Origin of the sequence: Cupriavidus sp. 2SB, from assembly GCF_005503625.1 — a bacterium.
In the GTDB taxonomy this organism is placed as follows: Bacteria; Pseudomonadota; Gammaproteobacteria; order Burkholderiales; family Burkholderiaceae; genus Cupriavidus.
This window is the reverse complement of record NZ_SCMX01000041.1, coordinates 29,117-44,243: the sequence shown is the minus strand read 5'-3', so window position 1 is coordinate 44,243 and position 15,127 is coordinate 29,117. Positions and strand designations below refer to the sequence as shown.

11 protein-coding genes are annotated in these 15,127 nt (G+C 62.4%); 5 read left to right on the top strand and 6 right to left on the bottom strand.

All coding sequences use genetic code 11. The annotated features are described in order from the left end of the window. Positions 1-95: 95 nt before the first annotated feature. Complete coding sequence (locus tag FFS21_RS19055; protein WP_137926335.1) at positions 96-1,244, top strand: helix-turn-helix transcriptional regulator; 1,149 nt, start codon at positions 96-98, stop codon at positions 1,242-1,244. A 73-nt stretch (positions 1,245-1,317) separates the two neighbouring features. On the opposite strand, the gene FFS21_RS19050 is transcribed toward FFS21_RS19055, so the two are convergent. The 4 genes from FFS21_RS19050 to FFS21_RS19035 form a co-directional block, all read right to left on the bottom strand. Further along, positions 1,318-2,856, bottom strand: a complete 1,539-nt coding sequence (locus tag FFS21_RS19050) for a SpoVR family protein (protein WP_137926334.1) — start codon at positions 2,854-2,856, stop codon at positions 1,318-1,320. A 60-nt stretch (positions 2,857-2,916) separates the two neighbouring features. Beyond that, positions 2,917-4,197: a YeaH/YhbH family protein gene (locus FFS21_RS19045; RefSeq protein WP_137926333.1), complete on the bottom strand. Its 1,281-nt coding sequence runs from the start codon at positions 4,195-4,197 to the stop codon at positions 2,917-2,919. Between the two features lie 84 nt (positions 4,198-4,281). Continuing rightward, positions 4,282-6,204, bottom strand: coding sequence for a PrkA family serine protein kinase (locus FFS21_RS19040; protein WP_137926332.1), 1,923 nt, complete (start codon positions 6,202-6,204; stop codon positions 4,282-4,284). 776 nt (positions 6,205-6,980) lie between these two features. After that, entirely contained in the window at positions 6,981-7,895 is a 915-nt protein-coding gene (locus tag FFS21_RS19035; RefSeq protein WP_137926331.1) for an SDR family NAD(P)-dependent oxidoreductase, read from the bottom strand. Positions 7,896-8,030: 135 nt separating this feature from the next. Here FFS21_RS19035 and FFS21_RS19030 point away from each other — a divergent pair, with 135 nt between their 5' ends. Next, complete coding sequence (locus tag FFS21_RS19030; RefSeq protein ID WP_137926357.1) at positions 8,031-8,933, top strand: LysR family transcriptional regulator; 903 nt, start codon at positions 8,031-8,033, stop codon at positions 8,931-8,933. Positions 8,934-8,941: 8 nt separating this feature from the next. Here FFS21_RS19030 and FFS21_RS19025 read toward each other — a convergent pair whose 3' ends face one another. Further along, positions 8,942-9,931 carry a tripartite tricarboxylate transporter substrate-binding protein gene (locus FFS21_RS19025; RefSeq protein ID WP_249359494.1) on the bottom strand — a complete coding sequence of 330 codons (990 nt, stop codon included), beginning with the start codon at positions 9,929-9,931 and terminating at the stop codon, positions 8,942-8,944. 276 nt (positions 9,932-10,207) lie between these two features. On the opposite strand from FFS21_RS19025, the gene FFS21_RS19020 reads away from it, so the two are divergent. From FFS21_RS19020 to FFS21_RS19010, 3 genes are read left to right on the top strand one after another with little or no spacing between them, the layout of a single operon-like run. Then, on the top strand, positions 10,208-11,377 hold the full coding sequence (locus tag FFS21_RS19020; protein ID WP_137926330.1) for an acyl-CoA dehydrogenase family protein: 1,170 nt from the start codon (positions 10,208-10,210) through the stop codon (positions 11,375-11,377). Positions 11,378-11,408: 31 nt separating this feature from the next. Next, positions 11,409-12,785: an MmgE/PrpD family protein gene (locus FFS21_RS19015; protein ID WP_137926329.1), complete on the top strand. Its 1,377-nt coding sequence runs from the start codon at positions 11,409-11,411 to the stop codon at positions 12,783-12,785. A 4-nt stretch (positions 12,786-12,789) separates the two neighbouring features. After that, on the top strand, positions 12,790-13,650 hold the full coding sequence (locus FFS21_RS19010) for an HTD2 family dehydratase (protein ID WP_137926328.1): 861 nt from the start codon (positions 12,790-12,792) through the stop codon (positions 13,648-13,650). A 15-nt stretch (positions 13,651-13,665) separates the two neighbouring features. Here FFS21_RS19010 and FFS21_RS19005 read toward each other — a convergent pair whose 3' ends face one another. Further along, on the bottom strand, positions 13,666-15,081 hold the full coding sequence (locus tag FFS21_RS19005) for a DUF1996 domain-containing protein (protein WP_171020446.1): 1,416 nt from the start codon (positions 15,079-15,081) through the stop codon (positions 13,666-13,668). Positions 15,082-15,127 lie beyond the last annotated feature (46 nt).

The following is a 15,127-nucleotide window of genomic DNA, read 5'->3' as shown; positions in this document are numbered from 1 at the left end:
TGCCGGTTGCCCGCAGTGGAATCAACACAAAAGAAGGTCGCGCCAAGCTGCAGCGGCCTGAGGAAAGAAGGCGTTTGCCACCGGGGAAAAATGAAATGGGCGAACACTTGCCTGGCGACGACGTATTCCATCGCCTCGTCGACCGCATCTATGAATCGGCCATGGACGTGGCGGCCATGCCGGCCGCACTGGACCTGTTCTCCCGCTATACCTGCTCGGAAAGCCCGAGCTACCTGATATGGGACAAGCTCGCGGGACAGGCGCGCCTTGGGGTGACACCGCACGGTTGCTTCACCAATGCCAGCAGCATGCCCGAGAGCATGCGCGCCCTGCCCTCGCGCGCGAGCGTGGCACTGGCCACCGCCGGTGACATCGGCGATGTCGGACACGTTGACGCGCATATCGACTACAGCGGACTGTCTGGCGGCATCCGCCTGTTCGACACGCACGACGTGTGCGTCTGGATGAGTGCCACGCCGGGTTGCGATCGCTGCACCGAGCACGACTGCAATCGCCGTGTGGCCCATGTCATGCCTCACTGGGCACGCGCTGCGCGCATGCAGCACCGCAATTTCGAGTTGAGCGGCCTGGCCTCGCTGGGGCTGGCCAGCCTCGACACCCTCGACTTCGGCGTGATGATCCTGCAGGCCGACATGCGCGTGCGCTACGCCAATAGCTGGGCCGAAGCGCTTGTGCAGGCCGACACGCACCTGGCGCTGGATAACGGCGTGCTCTGCGCCCAGCCCGATTCGCTGCAATCGGTGCTGGCCAGGATGCTCGACAACGCCGCGCACGGTGGCCGCCATGGCGGCGCGGCGGCGGGCTCGTGGATGCACATCACCTCGGGCGGACAACCCGTGCCGATCATCGTGATGCCGCTGGTCTCGCGCCAGCCGGTGGAAGGGCCCTGGCAACTGCCGATGGCCATGATGCTGCTCGGCAATTCGGAATCGCGTTCGGTGCTGGACGCCGCGGTGCTGACGTCGCTGTTCGGCCTGTCGAAGAAGGAAAGCATCATCGCGATCCGACTGGCCGCCGGCGAGACATTGAACGAGATCGCGGAGCGCGAATTCCTGTCGCCCCACACGGTGCGGGTCCATATTCGCGACACGCTGCGCAAGACCGGCACGCACCGCCAGTCGGAACTGGTGCGGCTGCTGCACTTGCTGCCGGGCGTGGACCTGGAACGTGCCGGGGCGTGTTCGGCGGCCCGTCCGCGCACGGGGCACGCGCGCAAGGATTAACCGGGCATTGATCAAGAGGAAAGGCTCCCACAGCGGGAGCCTTTCTTTTTTTGAAGCGGACCGGCGGGCTACGCTAGGCCGCCTTCCTCTGCTGCTGGTGCCTGCGCTCCGGCTTGCATTCGTATTTCATTTCACGGCGGCCGTCCTCGTAGGCCACTTCCAGTCGCACGGTGAATCCCCACAGCCGCGTCACGTGGCGGATCACTTCGTCGAAATTCGTCGCCAGCGGCCGACGCTCGTTCTGCAGGTGCCGCAGCGTCAGCGAGCGATCACCGCCCACATCCACGTTGGTCACCTGGATGTTGGGCTCCATGTTCGAGAGGTCGTACTGGTTGGCCAGCAACTGGCGGATCTGGCGATAGCCTTCATCGTCGTGGATAGCCGTCACACGCAGCTTGCCCTCGCGGTCATCGTCCAGCACCGAGAACAGTTTCAGTTCGCGGATCACGCGCGGTGACAGGAACTGCAGCAAGAAGCTTTCGTCCTTGAAGTTGCGCATGGCGAAGTCCAGCGTCTGGCGCCAGTCGCTGCCCGCGATCTCGGGCGCCCAGCGCCGATCCTCGTCGTCCGGGTTCTCGCACATGCGGCGCAAGTCCTGGAAGATCAGGAAGCCCAGCGTGTACGGATTCAGGCCGCTGTAATACGGGCTGTGGTACGGCGGCTGGTAGATCACGTTGGTATGTGCCTGCAGCAATTCAAGCATGAAGGCGTCGTTGACGAGTTTTTCCTCGTAGAGCTGGTGCAGGATCGTGTAGTGCCAGAACGTGGCCCAGCCTTCGTTCATGACCTTGGTCTGCCGCTGCGGATAGAAGTACTGCGCGATCTTGCGCACGATCCGCACGATCTCGCGTTGCCACGGCTGCAGCTTGGGCGCGTTCTTCTCGATGAAATAGAGCAGGTTCTCCTGCGGCTCGGGCGGGAACGTGGCTTCGTACTCCGCTGCTTCCTCCTCCTCGCGCAGTGCATGCGGACGATGGCGCGGCAAGGTGCGCCAGAGATCGTTGACCTGCATCTGCAGGTAGTTCTCGCGCTCCTGCTGACGCGCCTGTTCTTCGACGATGGACAGTTTCTTGGGCCGCTTGTAGCGGTCCACGCCGTAGTTCTGCAGCGCGTGGCAGGAGTCGAGCAGCAGCTCCACCTCCTGCTCGCCGTAGCGTTGCTCGCACTCGGCCACGTAGTTCTTGGCGAACAACAGGTAGTCGATGATGGCGTCCGCGTTGGTCCAGGTGCGGAACAGGTAGTTGCCCTTGAAGAACGAGTTATGGCCGTAGCAGGCATGCGCAATGGTCAGCGCCTGCATCGGCATCGTGTTCTCCTCCATCAGGTATGCGATGCAGGGATTCGAGTTGATCACGATCTCGTAGGCCAGCCCCATGTAGCCGCGCTGGTAGCTGCGCTCCGAGGACAGGAAGTGCTTGCCGTAGGACCAGTGGTTGTATCCCACCGGCAGGCCGGCCGACGCGTAGGCGTCGAGCATCTGCTCGGCGGTGATGATCTCGATCTGGTTGGAATAGGTGTCCAGACCAAAATCGCCGGCGATGCGGGCGATTTCGCGGTCATAGCGCTGGATCAGCTCGAAGGTCCACTCCGAGCCCGTCGATAGATAGGCCATAGACATCCCCAGTGACGTGCCGGTACACGCCGGGTGCAGCGTACCGGCCTGCTGCCCTTGCTACCTGCCGGGCCACGCGGCCCGCTTCTGGAAGAGATCGTGCAACACGGGGTAGATCTCGTCGGCACCGATGATGCGCTGCATCGCAAAGTGCTCGAACTGGCTCTTCACCGTGAGGTATTCCTCCCAGAGATTCTGCGGCTCTTCCGAAGCCACTTCCACATACGCGTAGTACTGCACCAGTGGCAGGATCGATTCACGCAGCAGCCTGCCGCACAACTCCGAATCCCCCGCCCAGTTGTCGCCGTCCGATGCCTGGGCGCAGTAGATATTCCACTGGCTCGGCGGATAGCGGTCGTGAATCACTTCCACCATCAGCTTGAGCGCGCTCGACACCACCGTACCACCGGACTCCCGCGAATGGAAGAAGTCTTCCTCCTCCACCTCTTTCGCCACCGTGTGATGGCGGATGAACACCACGTCGATGCGCTCGTAATTCCGCTTCAGGAACAGGTACAGCAGCATGAAGAACCGCTTGGCCAGGTCCTTCCGGCTTTCGTCCATCGAGCCGGAAACGTCCATCAGGCAGAACATCACCGCCTGCGCCTGGGGCCGCTTCTTCATGACGCGGTTGTTGTACCGCAGGTCGAGCTTCTCGATGAATGGAACACGGTCCACCTGCGCGCGCAGGTGGCGCATCTTTTCCATCAGCGCTTCTGCCTGCTCGGAATAGGGGCCTTCCCCTTCCTTCTCCAGCACCTCGTTGTACTCCGCCTCGAGGGCGTGCAGGCGTTTCAAATAGGGGCTCGACAACGCGATGCGTCGCCCAAGCGAGCTGCGCATGGTGCGCAGGATCGAGAGGTTCGATGGCGTGCCGTCGATGGAGAAGCCGGCGCGCACCTTGCGCACTTCGGCAATCTTGGCGAGGTGGCGCTTGGCAAGATCCGGCAGCGCCATGTCTTCGAAGAAGAAATTCAGGAAGTCTTCTCTCGATAGCGTGAAGACGAAATCATCCTCGCCCTCGCCGCTGTCACTGGCGCGCGACCCCGTGCCGCCGCTGCCCTGCTGCTGACGGTCAAAGCTGTCACCTCTGACAAACTTCTTGTTGCCGGGATGAATCCACTCCCGCTTGCCCCCCTGCCCGTGATGAAAAATCGGTTCCGAGATGTCCTTGACCGGAATGGACACCTGACCGCTTTGCTCGATGTCCATGATCTTCCGGCCGGACACCGCTTTCGCCACCGCCTGCCGGATCTGCTGCCGGTAGCGTTTGATGAAGCGCTGTTGATTGACGGCGCTCTTGTTGCCGCCGTTCTCGCGCCGATCGATGACCGTGCCCATAAGCCGTTCGCCCGCCTTGTTGGGGCGCTCCCATGAAAACAGCCATGAGAGCGCCGTGGATGAAGGACACCGCGTCCGTATGACTTACGACGACTTCCTGACGCGCAGATACCACTCCACCAAAAGCCGAACCTGCTTGGGCGTGTACCCCTTCTCGACCATGCGGTTGACAAAGTTTTCGTGCTTGTCCTGATCCTCGCGCGACGATTTGGCGTTGAACGAGATGACCGGGAGCAAGTCCTCCGTGGTGGAGAACATGCGCTTCTCGATCACCATCCGCAGCTTCTCGTAGCTGGTCCAGACCGGGTTCTTGCCACCATTGTTGGCCCGTGCCCGCAGCACGAAGTTGACGATCTCGTTGCGGAAGTCCTTCGGGTTCGAGATACCCGCCGGCTTCTCCACCTTCTCCAGTTCATCGTTCAGCGCGTTGCGGTCCAGGATTTCGCCAGTGTTCGGATCGCGATACTCCTGGTCCTGGATCCACAGGTCGGCAAACACCACGTAGCGGTCGAAGATGTTTTGCCCGTACTCGGAATACGACTCCAGGTAAGCCGTCTGGATTTCCTTGCCGATGAACTCCACATACGGCGTGGTCAGGTACTCCTTGATATACGACATCAGCTTGGCTTCCTGCTCCGGCGGGAACTGCTCGCGCTCGATCTGCTGTTCGAGCACATAGAGCAGGTGCACCGGATTGGCGGCCACCTCGGTATTGTCGAAGTTGAAGACCTTCGACAATACCTTGAACGCGAAGCGCGTGGACAAGCCATTCATGCCTTCGTCGATACCGGCGTAGTCGCGATACTCCTGATACGACTTCGCTTTCGGGTCCACGTCCTTGAGGCTTTCGCCGTCGTAGACGCGCATCTTCGAAAAGACATTCGAGTTCTCGGGTTCCTTGATCCGCGTGAGCACCGCGAACTGCGCCATCATCTTCAGCGTGTTCGGGGAGTTCGGCGCCGCCGACAGCGAACTGCTGCGCAGCAGCTTGTCGTAGATCTTGACCTCGTCAGATACGCGCAGGCAGTACGGCACCTTCACGATATAGATCCGGTCGAGGAATGCCTCGTTGTTCTTGTCGGACTTGAAGGTCTGCCATTCGGCCTCGTTCGAGTGCGCGAGGATCACGCCATCGAACGGAATTGCGCCGAAGCCTTCCGTGCCCTTGTAGTTGCCTTCCTGCGTGGCGGTCAGCAGCGGGTGCAGGACCTTGATCGGCGCCTTGAACATTTCCACGAACTCCAGCAGGCCGCGGTTGGCCAGGCAGAGTCCACCGGAGTACGAGTAGGCATCCGGATCGTCCTGCGGGAAATCTTCAAGCTTGCGGATATCCACCTTGCCTACCAGCGAGGAAATATCCTGGTTGTTCTCGTCGCCCGGCTCCGTCTTGGAGATGGCGATCTGCGCGAGCACCGAGGGGCGCAGCTTCACCACGCGGAACTTGGTGATGTCGCCGTTGAACTCGTGCAGCCGCTTGACGGCCCATGGTGAAGGAATGGTATTCAGGTAGCGCACCGGAATGCCGTAGTCCTCCTCCAGGATCTTGCCATCCTCCTCGGCGGAGAACAGGCCCAGCGGCGATTCGTGAATGGGCGATCCCTTCAGTGCGTAGATGGGAATCTCTTCCATCAGCACCTTGAGCTTCTCCGCCAGCGACGACTTGCCGCCGCCCGGAGGCCCGAGCAGATACAGGATCTGCTTGCGCTCTTCCAGGCCCTGCGCCGCGTGCTTGAAGAACGAGACGATCTGTTCGATCGTGTCCTCCATCCCGTAGAAGTCACGGAACGCGGGATAGACCCGGATGACCTTGTTGAAGAACAGTCGAGACAGGCGAGGATCGTGGTGGGTATCCACCAGTTCAGGCTGTCCGATTGCGGCGAGCATGCGTTCGGCGGCAGTCGCGTAGGCAGTAGGATCCTTCTTGCAGATCTCCAGATACTCCTGGATGCTGTATTCCTCTTCCTTGCGTGCTTCGAAGCGCGTGGCGTAGTGGCCAAAAATGTCCATACCTCACTCCCGTCAGAGTCCCACGTCCGAGGCGAAGGTAGTTCTACTCCCCTAAGACTTCGCGGCAATCTTGCGTTCCGCCACCCCGGCTTGGTGGAGTTGCCAAGTTGCGAAGTCTTTACTTCATCATAGTCAAATAACGGCGGATGTGAGTCTTGAGTTGACGCTTGTTGCGAGTGTTTCACTACGTTCGCAACGTCGTGACTGCGTACATCCCAATCGGGTTGCCTGCCATTTGCAACGCGCGCTTGTGACGTGCATCGCAGTGGAAAGAACACCCGCTATCTCGCACCACCGTGACGGGCCATTGACCATGCCTTGTGACACACATTACACCTTTCACGCGCTTCATGCACAGCGTGTTGTGTAACGATCGGGCAATTCCCGATACATCTGACAACCCTTGTCCGGCACGGTCCTACAGGCACTCCGTCTGCCATTCATCGTGCGCGAAGGATGCTGCGGCCGGTATCGTGCAAACGCATGAGCCGCAGCGGCATTCTCATATCGAATGACTGATTCTGTAGGGACATTTCGATAAGGAATGGATCAGCGTGATTCCATCGCCAATGCCATCATCGATGCGCAGTAGAACGGGCGTCCGAAACGGCATGCACCGCTTTTGCGATTCCTTGCGTTTTTCCTGCTGCGACGGCGCACCCTCCCGGTGCGCCGCGTGCGTGCAGGTGCGATCTCTGCGCAATGAGCAGAATGCGTGCCACGCGAAGATTGCTGCAATGCAGCGCGCGGCGTCCCACGCGCTGCCAGTCACCCGTTCAGATCGGGTCCCAGTTGATGACGTCGGGCGAACGGTCCAGCGCAAAGAAGCTGCTGCGCATGGCCGGCATGGCGATCTCCGCCACGGTCTCCGGCGTCCAGCCTTCGCTTGTATGCACGGAGCGCACGGGGCGCGGCTGGCTCATCAGCATGATCTCGTTGGCACGCACGGCAAAGATCTGGCCGTTGACTTCGCTGGCCGCGTCGCTGGCCAGGAACACGGCAACCGGGGCAATCTTGCCGGCTTCCATCTTCTGCAGACGCTGCACACGGGCTTTTTCCTCGGGCGTTTCGGCCGGGATCGAACTCGTCATGCGGCTCCATGCGAACGGGGCGATGCAGTTGGAGCGCACATTGAAGCGCGCCATGTCGAGTGCAATGGATTTGGACAACGCCGCGATGCCGAGCTTGGCCGCCGAGTAATTGGCCTGCCCCAGGTTGCCGATCAGCCCCGACGTGGACGTCATATGCACGTAAGCGCCGCTTTCCTGATCCTTGAAATAGTTCGCTGCCGCGCGGCTGACAAAGAACGTGCCGTGCAAGTGAACGTCGATCACCGAGCGCCATTCTTCCTCGTTCATCTTGAAGAACATGCGGTCGCGCAGGTTGCCGGCGTTGTTGACCACCGCATCGATGCGCCCGAAGCTGTCCAGCGCGCACTGCACGATGGCGTTGGCGCCTGCCCACGTGGACACGCTGTCCGTGCTGGCCACCGCCTCGCCACCCGCTGCGCGGATCTCGTCGACCACGCGCTGGGCCGGACCCGCATCGCCGCCCTCGCCGGTCATCGAGACACCCAGGTCATTGGCCACCACGCGCGCGCCGGCGGCTGCCATGCCCAGCGCAATGCCACGGCCGATGCCGCCGCCAGCGCCCGTCACGACCACTACCTTGCCTTCCATCATTCCACTCATCGCTGCCTCCTTGGCTGCCAGTTTTTCCGGGTGCGGGAGCGTACCCGTGTTATTGCCTAACGGGATACGATAAATTGGCGGCGACGTTTCCGGAATTCACAAATGACAAAAGCGGGCTTCGTGCCCGCTGAACCCATGCACTACGACCTGACCGATTTGCGCCTCTTCCTCAATGTGGGGGAGACCGAGAACCTGACCCGCGCTGCAGAACGCAGCTTCCTGTCGCTGCCCGCTGCCAGTTCGCGCATCAAGCAACTGGAAGAGGCGTTCCAGACCCAGCTGCTGATCCGCCAGGTCAAGGGTGTGCGGCTGACACCGGCTGGAGACGAACTGCTGCGCCATGCACGCGAGGTGTTCCGCCAGCTGGAATGCCTGCACTCCGACCTGCGCCCCTACGCCAAGGGTGTGAAGGGCCGCGTGCGGCTGCTGGCCAATACCACGGCAACGAACTCCTTCCTGGCCAACGCGCTGTCGCGTTTTCTCTCCGAGAACCCGGATGTCGATGTCGAACTGGAAGAGCACCTGTCCGCCGATATCGTCTCGGCCATCGGCGCCGGTGCGGCAGACCTGGGGATCGTGGCCGGAGAAGTGGCCACGGCAGACCTCGACACCATGCAGCTTTGCAGCGACGAGTTGATCGTCATCGCCCCGGTCAACCACCCGTTGCCCGCGTTCAAGGCGCTGCACTTTGCCGATCTGCTCGATACCTGCCGCTTTGTCGGGCTGAACCAGTCATCGGCGATCCAGTCGTTCCTGGACCGCATTGCCAGTGGTATGGGCAAGCGCATCAGCCTGCGCATCCAGGTAGGCAGCTTCGATGCGGTGTGCCGCATGGTGGAAGCTGGCGCAGGCATCGCCATCGTGCCGAATAGCTGCGCGCGCCGTTACGCAAGCCGCAAGGTGCTGCGCTTCATCAAGCTGGAAGACGACTGGGCGCGGCGCGAAATACGGCTTGTGCGCCGCCCCGGTCGAGAACTGCCACAATTTGCAGAGGCACTGATCAAGTACCTCGCCGCTGCTGCAACCGAACCTGTGTAACCTCGGACTTAGTCCGCCTTGACGCCGGCCTCCTTGATGATCGGCGACCACTTGTCGATCTCCGAAGCCAGCCACGTGCGCAACCCTTCCGGCGTCTGCTTGTCTTCCGGCACGATGACCGCACCGAGGTCCTTCATCCGCGCGGTCACGTTGGGGTCCTTTAGCGCGGCACGCAGTGCGCCGTTCAGCTTCTCGATCACGGCGGGCGGCGTGCCCTTGGGCGCGTAAATGCCGTGCCACACTTTCACCTCGAAGCCTTTCAGGCCGCCTTCGCGCAGCGTGGGCGTGTTGGGCAGCGCCGGAATCCGCTCGGCGGTGGTCACGCCATAGAGCTTCACTTTCTCGCTCTTGATATGCGGCAGCGTCTGCGTGGTCTGGTCGCACAGCACGTCCACCTGTCCGCCGAGCAGCGCGGTCATCGCAGGCGCGGTGCCTTGATACGGAATCGTCTGCAGTTCCACGCCGATGGCTTTCTGGAACAACATGCCGCACAGTTGCGACACCGCACCAAGGCCCGCATTCGCCAGGTTCACCTTGTTCTGGTTCTTCTGGATGTAGCTGACGAGCTCCGGCAGCGTGTTGGCTGGCAGATCGTGGCGACCCAGCAGGGTCATCGGCACATCGGCCACCTGTCCCACGAACGTGAAGTCGGTCAGCGGCTTGTAGGACAGCTTCGAGTACAGCGCCGGTGCCGTGGCCATGCCGTTGTGGTGAATCAGGATGGTGTAGCCATCCGGTGCGGCCTTGGCGACGAACGCCGCCGAGATGGTGCCGCCCGCGCCCAGCCGGTTCTCCACCACCACGCTCTGCCCGAGCGATTTCGACATCGCCGCCGCCACCGAACGCGCGACGACATCGGTGGGACCGCCTGCGGCAAAGGGCACCACCATCGCGATCGGGCGCGACGGGTATGGGTCCGCAGCCAGCGCTTGGGCGGACGCGAATGCAGTCACGGCGAACAGGGCAAGCAAGCGCGCCTGCTGCGGCAATGGGTTCATCGGTAGTCTCCTGTCGAATCTGTTTGTGTTGTGTGGTCTCGATGCGGGCATCGGTCGATGTGCAGCCTGCGGCCATTCGTCCCGCCCCACAATTCGGATTTGCAGAAGGCTGGACACGGCGGCAGAAAAGCCACGGGATAACCCTAGCCCGCAGAGGTGCCGCTACCCGCCAACCTAAGCCCCGACAAAAGCCGTGCTTCGGCAAATGCGAATGTTTCGGCGCGATGGCCTCGGGAATAATGGCCCTCATCGATCAGCCCCGACACGGACATTGCCATGCATGCTGCACAGGACCAAGACCAGATTTACCCGGAAATCCGCGAAGCCGTTCGCGATCTCTGCCAGGGATTCGACTCCGCCTACTGGCAGCGCATCGAGGAAAAGAGCGACTTCCCCGAAGAATTCGTGCAGGCGCTGACGCACGCCGGCTGGCTCTCCGCGCTGATTCCCGAGGAATTCGGAGGTTCCGGGCTGCCGCTGACCGCGGCCTCGGTGATCATGGAAGAGATCAACCGTAACGGCGGCAACTCCGGCGCCTGCCACGGCCAGATGTACGTCATGGGCTGCCTGCTGCGCCATGGCTCCGACGTGCAGAAACAACGCTGGCTGCCCGGCATCGCTTCCGGCGAACTGCGCATGCAGTCGATGGCCGTGACCGAGCCGACCACCGGCACCGACACCACCAAGCTCAAGACCACCGCCGTGCGCAAAGGCGACAAGTACGTGATCAACGGCCAGAAGGTGTGGATCTCGCGCGTGCAGCACTCGGACCTGATGTTGTTGCTGGCGCGCACCACGCCGCTTGACCAGGTGAAGAAGAAATCGGAAGGGCTATCGGTGTTCGTGGTGGATCTGCGCGAAGCCATCGGCAACGGCCTCACGGTCCAGCCGATCCGCAACATGGTCAACCACGAGACCAACGAACTGTTCTTCGACAACCTCGAAATTCCCGCCGCGAACCTGATCGGCGAGGAAGGCAAGGGACTCAAGTACATCCTCGACGGCCTGAACGCCGAGCGCATCCTGATTGCCGCCGAATGCATTGGCGACGGCTACTGGTTCGTGGAACGTGCCAGCGGCTATGCGCGCGAACGCATCGTGTTCGATCGCCCCATCGGCCAGAACCAGGGTGTGCAGTTCCCGATCGCACGTTCGTTCGTCAACGTGGAAGCCGCCAGCCTGATGCGCTACAAGGCTGCGCAACTGTTCGACGCCGGCAAAGCCTGCGGCAAGGAAGCCAATATGGCCAAGCTGCTGGCCGCCGATGCCTCGTGGGAAGCCGCGAACGTCTGCCTGCAGACGCATGGCGGCTTTGGCTTCGCCTCCGAATACGACATCGAGCGCAAGTTCCGCGAGACACGCCTGTACCAGGTGGCGCCGATCTCGACCAACCTGATCCTGTCCTATGTGGCCGAGCACGTGCTCGAACTGCCGCGTTCGTTCTGACCCGAGACATCGCACCTACGCACACTCGCCCATGCCCAACGACAACACGTATCCCACCCGGCAACTCTGCGCGTTCCTCGCGGACCTGAAACTCGCCGATGTGCCCGCGCCGATAGTGGAACGCACCAAGGACCTGTTCCTCGACTGGATGGCATCGGCCATCGCTGGCAAGGACGCACCCGCCGTGCGCCGCATTCAGGAATTCGCCGCAGCCATGGGCCCCGGCACCGGTGACGCCGAAGTGCTGGTGGACCGCCGCCGCACCTCGCCCTACTTCGCCGCGTTGATCAACGGGGCATCGTCGCACGTGGTGGAACAGGACGACGTGCACAACGGCTCGGTGCTGCATCCCGCCGCCGTGGTATTCCCGGCGGTGATGGCCGCCGCGCAAGCCGAAGGCAAGACTGGTGCGGACGTTCTGCTCGCATCCATCGCCGGCTACGAGGCAGGCATCCGCATCGGCGAGTTCATGGGACGCTCGCACTATCGCATCTTCCACACCACCGGCACGGTCGGCACGCTGGCCGCCGCCGCCGCCGTGGCCAAGCTGTTCGGACTCGACGCCGAAGGCATCAACCAGGCGCTCGGTTCGGCCGGCACGCAGGCTTCCGGCCTGTGGGAATTCCTGCGCGATGCCGCCGACTCCAAGCAACTGCACACGGCCAAGGCCGCTGCCGATGGCCTGCAGTCGGCCTGGCTCGCACGTGCTGGTTTCACAGGTGCGAAGCAGATTCTCGAAGGTCCGCAGGGCATGGCCGCTGGCATGTCGAGCGATGCCAACCCTGCTGCACTGACCGATGGACTCGGTACGCGCTGGGCCACCGCAGAAACCTCGTTCAAGTTCTTCGCATCGTGCCGCCACACGCACCCCGCTGCCGATGCGCTCAAGGCACTGATGCTGCGCGAGAACCTGCGCGCCGAACAGATCGAAGCGGTGACCACGCACGTTCACCAGGGCGCCATCGACGTGCTGGGCCCCGTGGTCAACCCATCGACCATCCATCAGGCCAAGTTCTCGATGGGTACGGTGCTTGGCCTCGTGGCCGTTCACGCGCACGCAGGGCTCGGAGAATTCGAGGACCATGCGCTGCACGATGCACGCATCGCCGCCTTCCGCGAGAAAGTGACGATGGAACTCGACGACGAAATCAACGCTGCATATCCGCGCCAGTGGATTGGGCGCGTCACGGTGCGCACCACCGATGGCCGCACGCTGGGCGCACGCGTCGATGTGCCGAAGGGAGACCCCGACAACACGCTGTCGCGCCCGGAACTCGAAGCCAAGGCCATCCAGCTTGGCGCATTCCGCCACGGCGCCACCGAGGCCGAGATGCGCACGATCATCGCGCGCGTCTGGGATCTGGACCGCGCGCCGAACGTCAACAACTGGCTGCCTGCCGCACGCTGAGGACTTGCCCGTGACCACGCTCGAACACTTGCGCGAATGGATCGGCCGTTCGGAATCGCGCACCGAAACACTGGCGCTGGAGCCCGTGCTGGCGCTGGCCGCCACGTTCGATCTCGATGGCGATGCCATCGCCAGCCAGCCGCTGCCGCCGCTCTGGCACTGGCTCTATTTCCTGCCGCGCGCCCCGCAGCACACGCTGGGCGGCGACGGACATCCCACGCTGGGCGGTTTCATGCCGCCCGTGCCGCTGCCGCGCCGCATGTGGGCCGGTGGCGAACTGTCGTTCCATCGCGGCCTGCGCGTGGGCGACACGGTGACCAAGACCTCGACGATCACCGATGTCCAGCACAAGTCCGGGCGCACGGGCGAGTTGTGGTTCGTCACCGTGGATCATGTACTGAGCGTGGATGGCGACGTGGCATTGAAGGAGCGCCATGACATCGTCTATCGTGCGATGCCCGAGGTCGGCCAGCCGCAACCGCCGCGTCCGCGTCTGGCGCAGGATGCGCAATTTGGCCGCGCACTGCAGGCCGATCCGGTGATGCTGTTCCGCTTCTCGGCGCTGACATTCAACGGCCATCGCATCCACTACGATCTCGACTATGTGCGCGACGTGGAAGGCTATCCGGGCCTGATCGTGCATGGCCCGTTGCAGGCCATGCTGACGCTTGAACTGCTGCGTGCGGAGCGTCCCGAGGCACAGGTGAAGCGTTTCGGCTTCCGTGGCCTGGCGCCATTGTTCCATCAGGACACCGTGACAGTCGCCGGCCGGGATGATCCCGAAACCGCCGGTCGTGTACAGCTATGGACTGGCGACGATGCCGGCGGGCAGGCCATGACCGCCTGGGCCGAAGTCGAACGCTAGGCGCGAACCATCTTTTCAGTAGGGCAGCTTGTTGACGGCATTGATGAACAGCACGCCACCGTTGCCGCCCTCCTTGCTGCTGAACTTGATCTGCTGCTGGCCAGCGGGGCCGCGAATGCAGAACGCGATGTGTTCCGCGCCCTGCGAAAGCGCCTCGTTGACCAGCTTGCTCACGTCGAACGCACGGTATGCCTGTGTATTGTTCAGGTTGCTGGTGACACTGGTGCCGCTGCAGGTTGGCGCGTTGGCGCCATTGATCGTGGTCTCGCTCCAGTCCGTTGCCACGCGATACACCGTGAACGTCTGCGTGGTGGTATCGGTCGTGTTGCCGCCGTACATCATCAGCATGTAGGCCGGTTTGAAATCAGGCGGCAGCGTTTGCGCGCCTTTCGGAATACCGACCTTGAGATAGCTGCGCGATTCCGGCGTGCTTCCCGACATCTGCTGCGCGTACAGGGCCGCATTGGTCCCATAGTTGGTCGTATCGGCGGCGCGCACGGTGGCATCCTCGGCAATCTTGAGATACGAGTACGCCATCAGATGGTTGCAACTGATGCCCTTGTTCAGGCAGAACTCCGCCATGAAACTCGCCGCATCCGGACGCCATCCCATGAAGAAATCTCCGTGCGCGGTGTAGAGCGATCCCCACAACTGCTTCACGACATTGCCCGCCGAATCGAGTTGAGGATCAAGCGACAACTGCACATTGGTCAGGTCCGTGATCTGCCCGAGGTTGTAGGCGATGTTCATGTTCGCATCGGGCAGACGCACCGGATATCCAGCCGGACAATTCCCCGCACTGTCGGGTGCCACCGCATTGTCGTAGGTGCCCATCGTGGGTGACAGGGTCTTGCCATCCCAGCATGTCGGGAAGTGCATGCCGATATTGAGTTGCGTACCGTTGGTGGGGTCGGGCTTGCAGTTGGTGGGAATCGAGTTCGTGTAGTTGCCCCCGGTGCAGAGGAACGAGATGCGCGAATTCGGCGTGGTGCCATGATGGTCGCCCACCATCAGCTTGATGCCTTGCGGATACGGTTGCACCGGGAAATGATTCGGCGATGGCACAGCCTGATTGGTGTAGTAGGTCTTCTGGTAGACCGGCGGAACCACCGTGCCATCGGGCAAGCGCAGCGAAGGCGCCCAGTAGGCCGTGCCATCGGCCGCGTTCTCGCACGTGGTGCCCGGCACTTTTTGCAGGACCTCCGCCGTGGTGTAGGCGTTCGTCGTCGTGTTGCCGAAGAAGTCATGCTGCATGGCGACGCCGGGACGGGCCGGCATGACGATAGGGTCGTCCGGCAACCGGTGCGAGTACAGGCATACGATGGCGTAGCTGCCTGCGGCCTGGGTAACTCCTGGTGGCTTCGGCTTCGTCTGGGTACAACCCGGCAGGCTCAGCGAAGCGCCCAGGATACACATCCACATCTTGATCATGATGGTCCCTCTCTTGGCGTGACTATCACGCGGGACCATGCTGTGG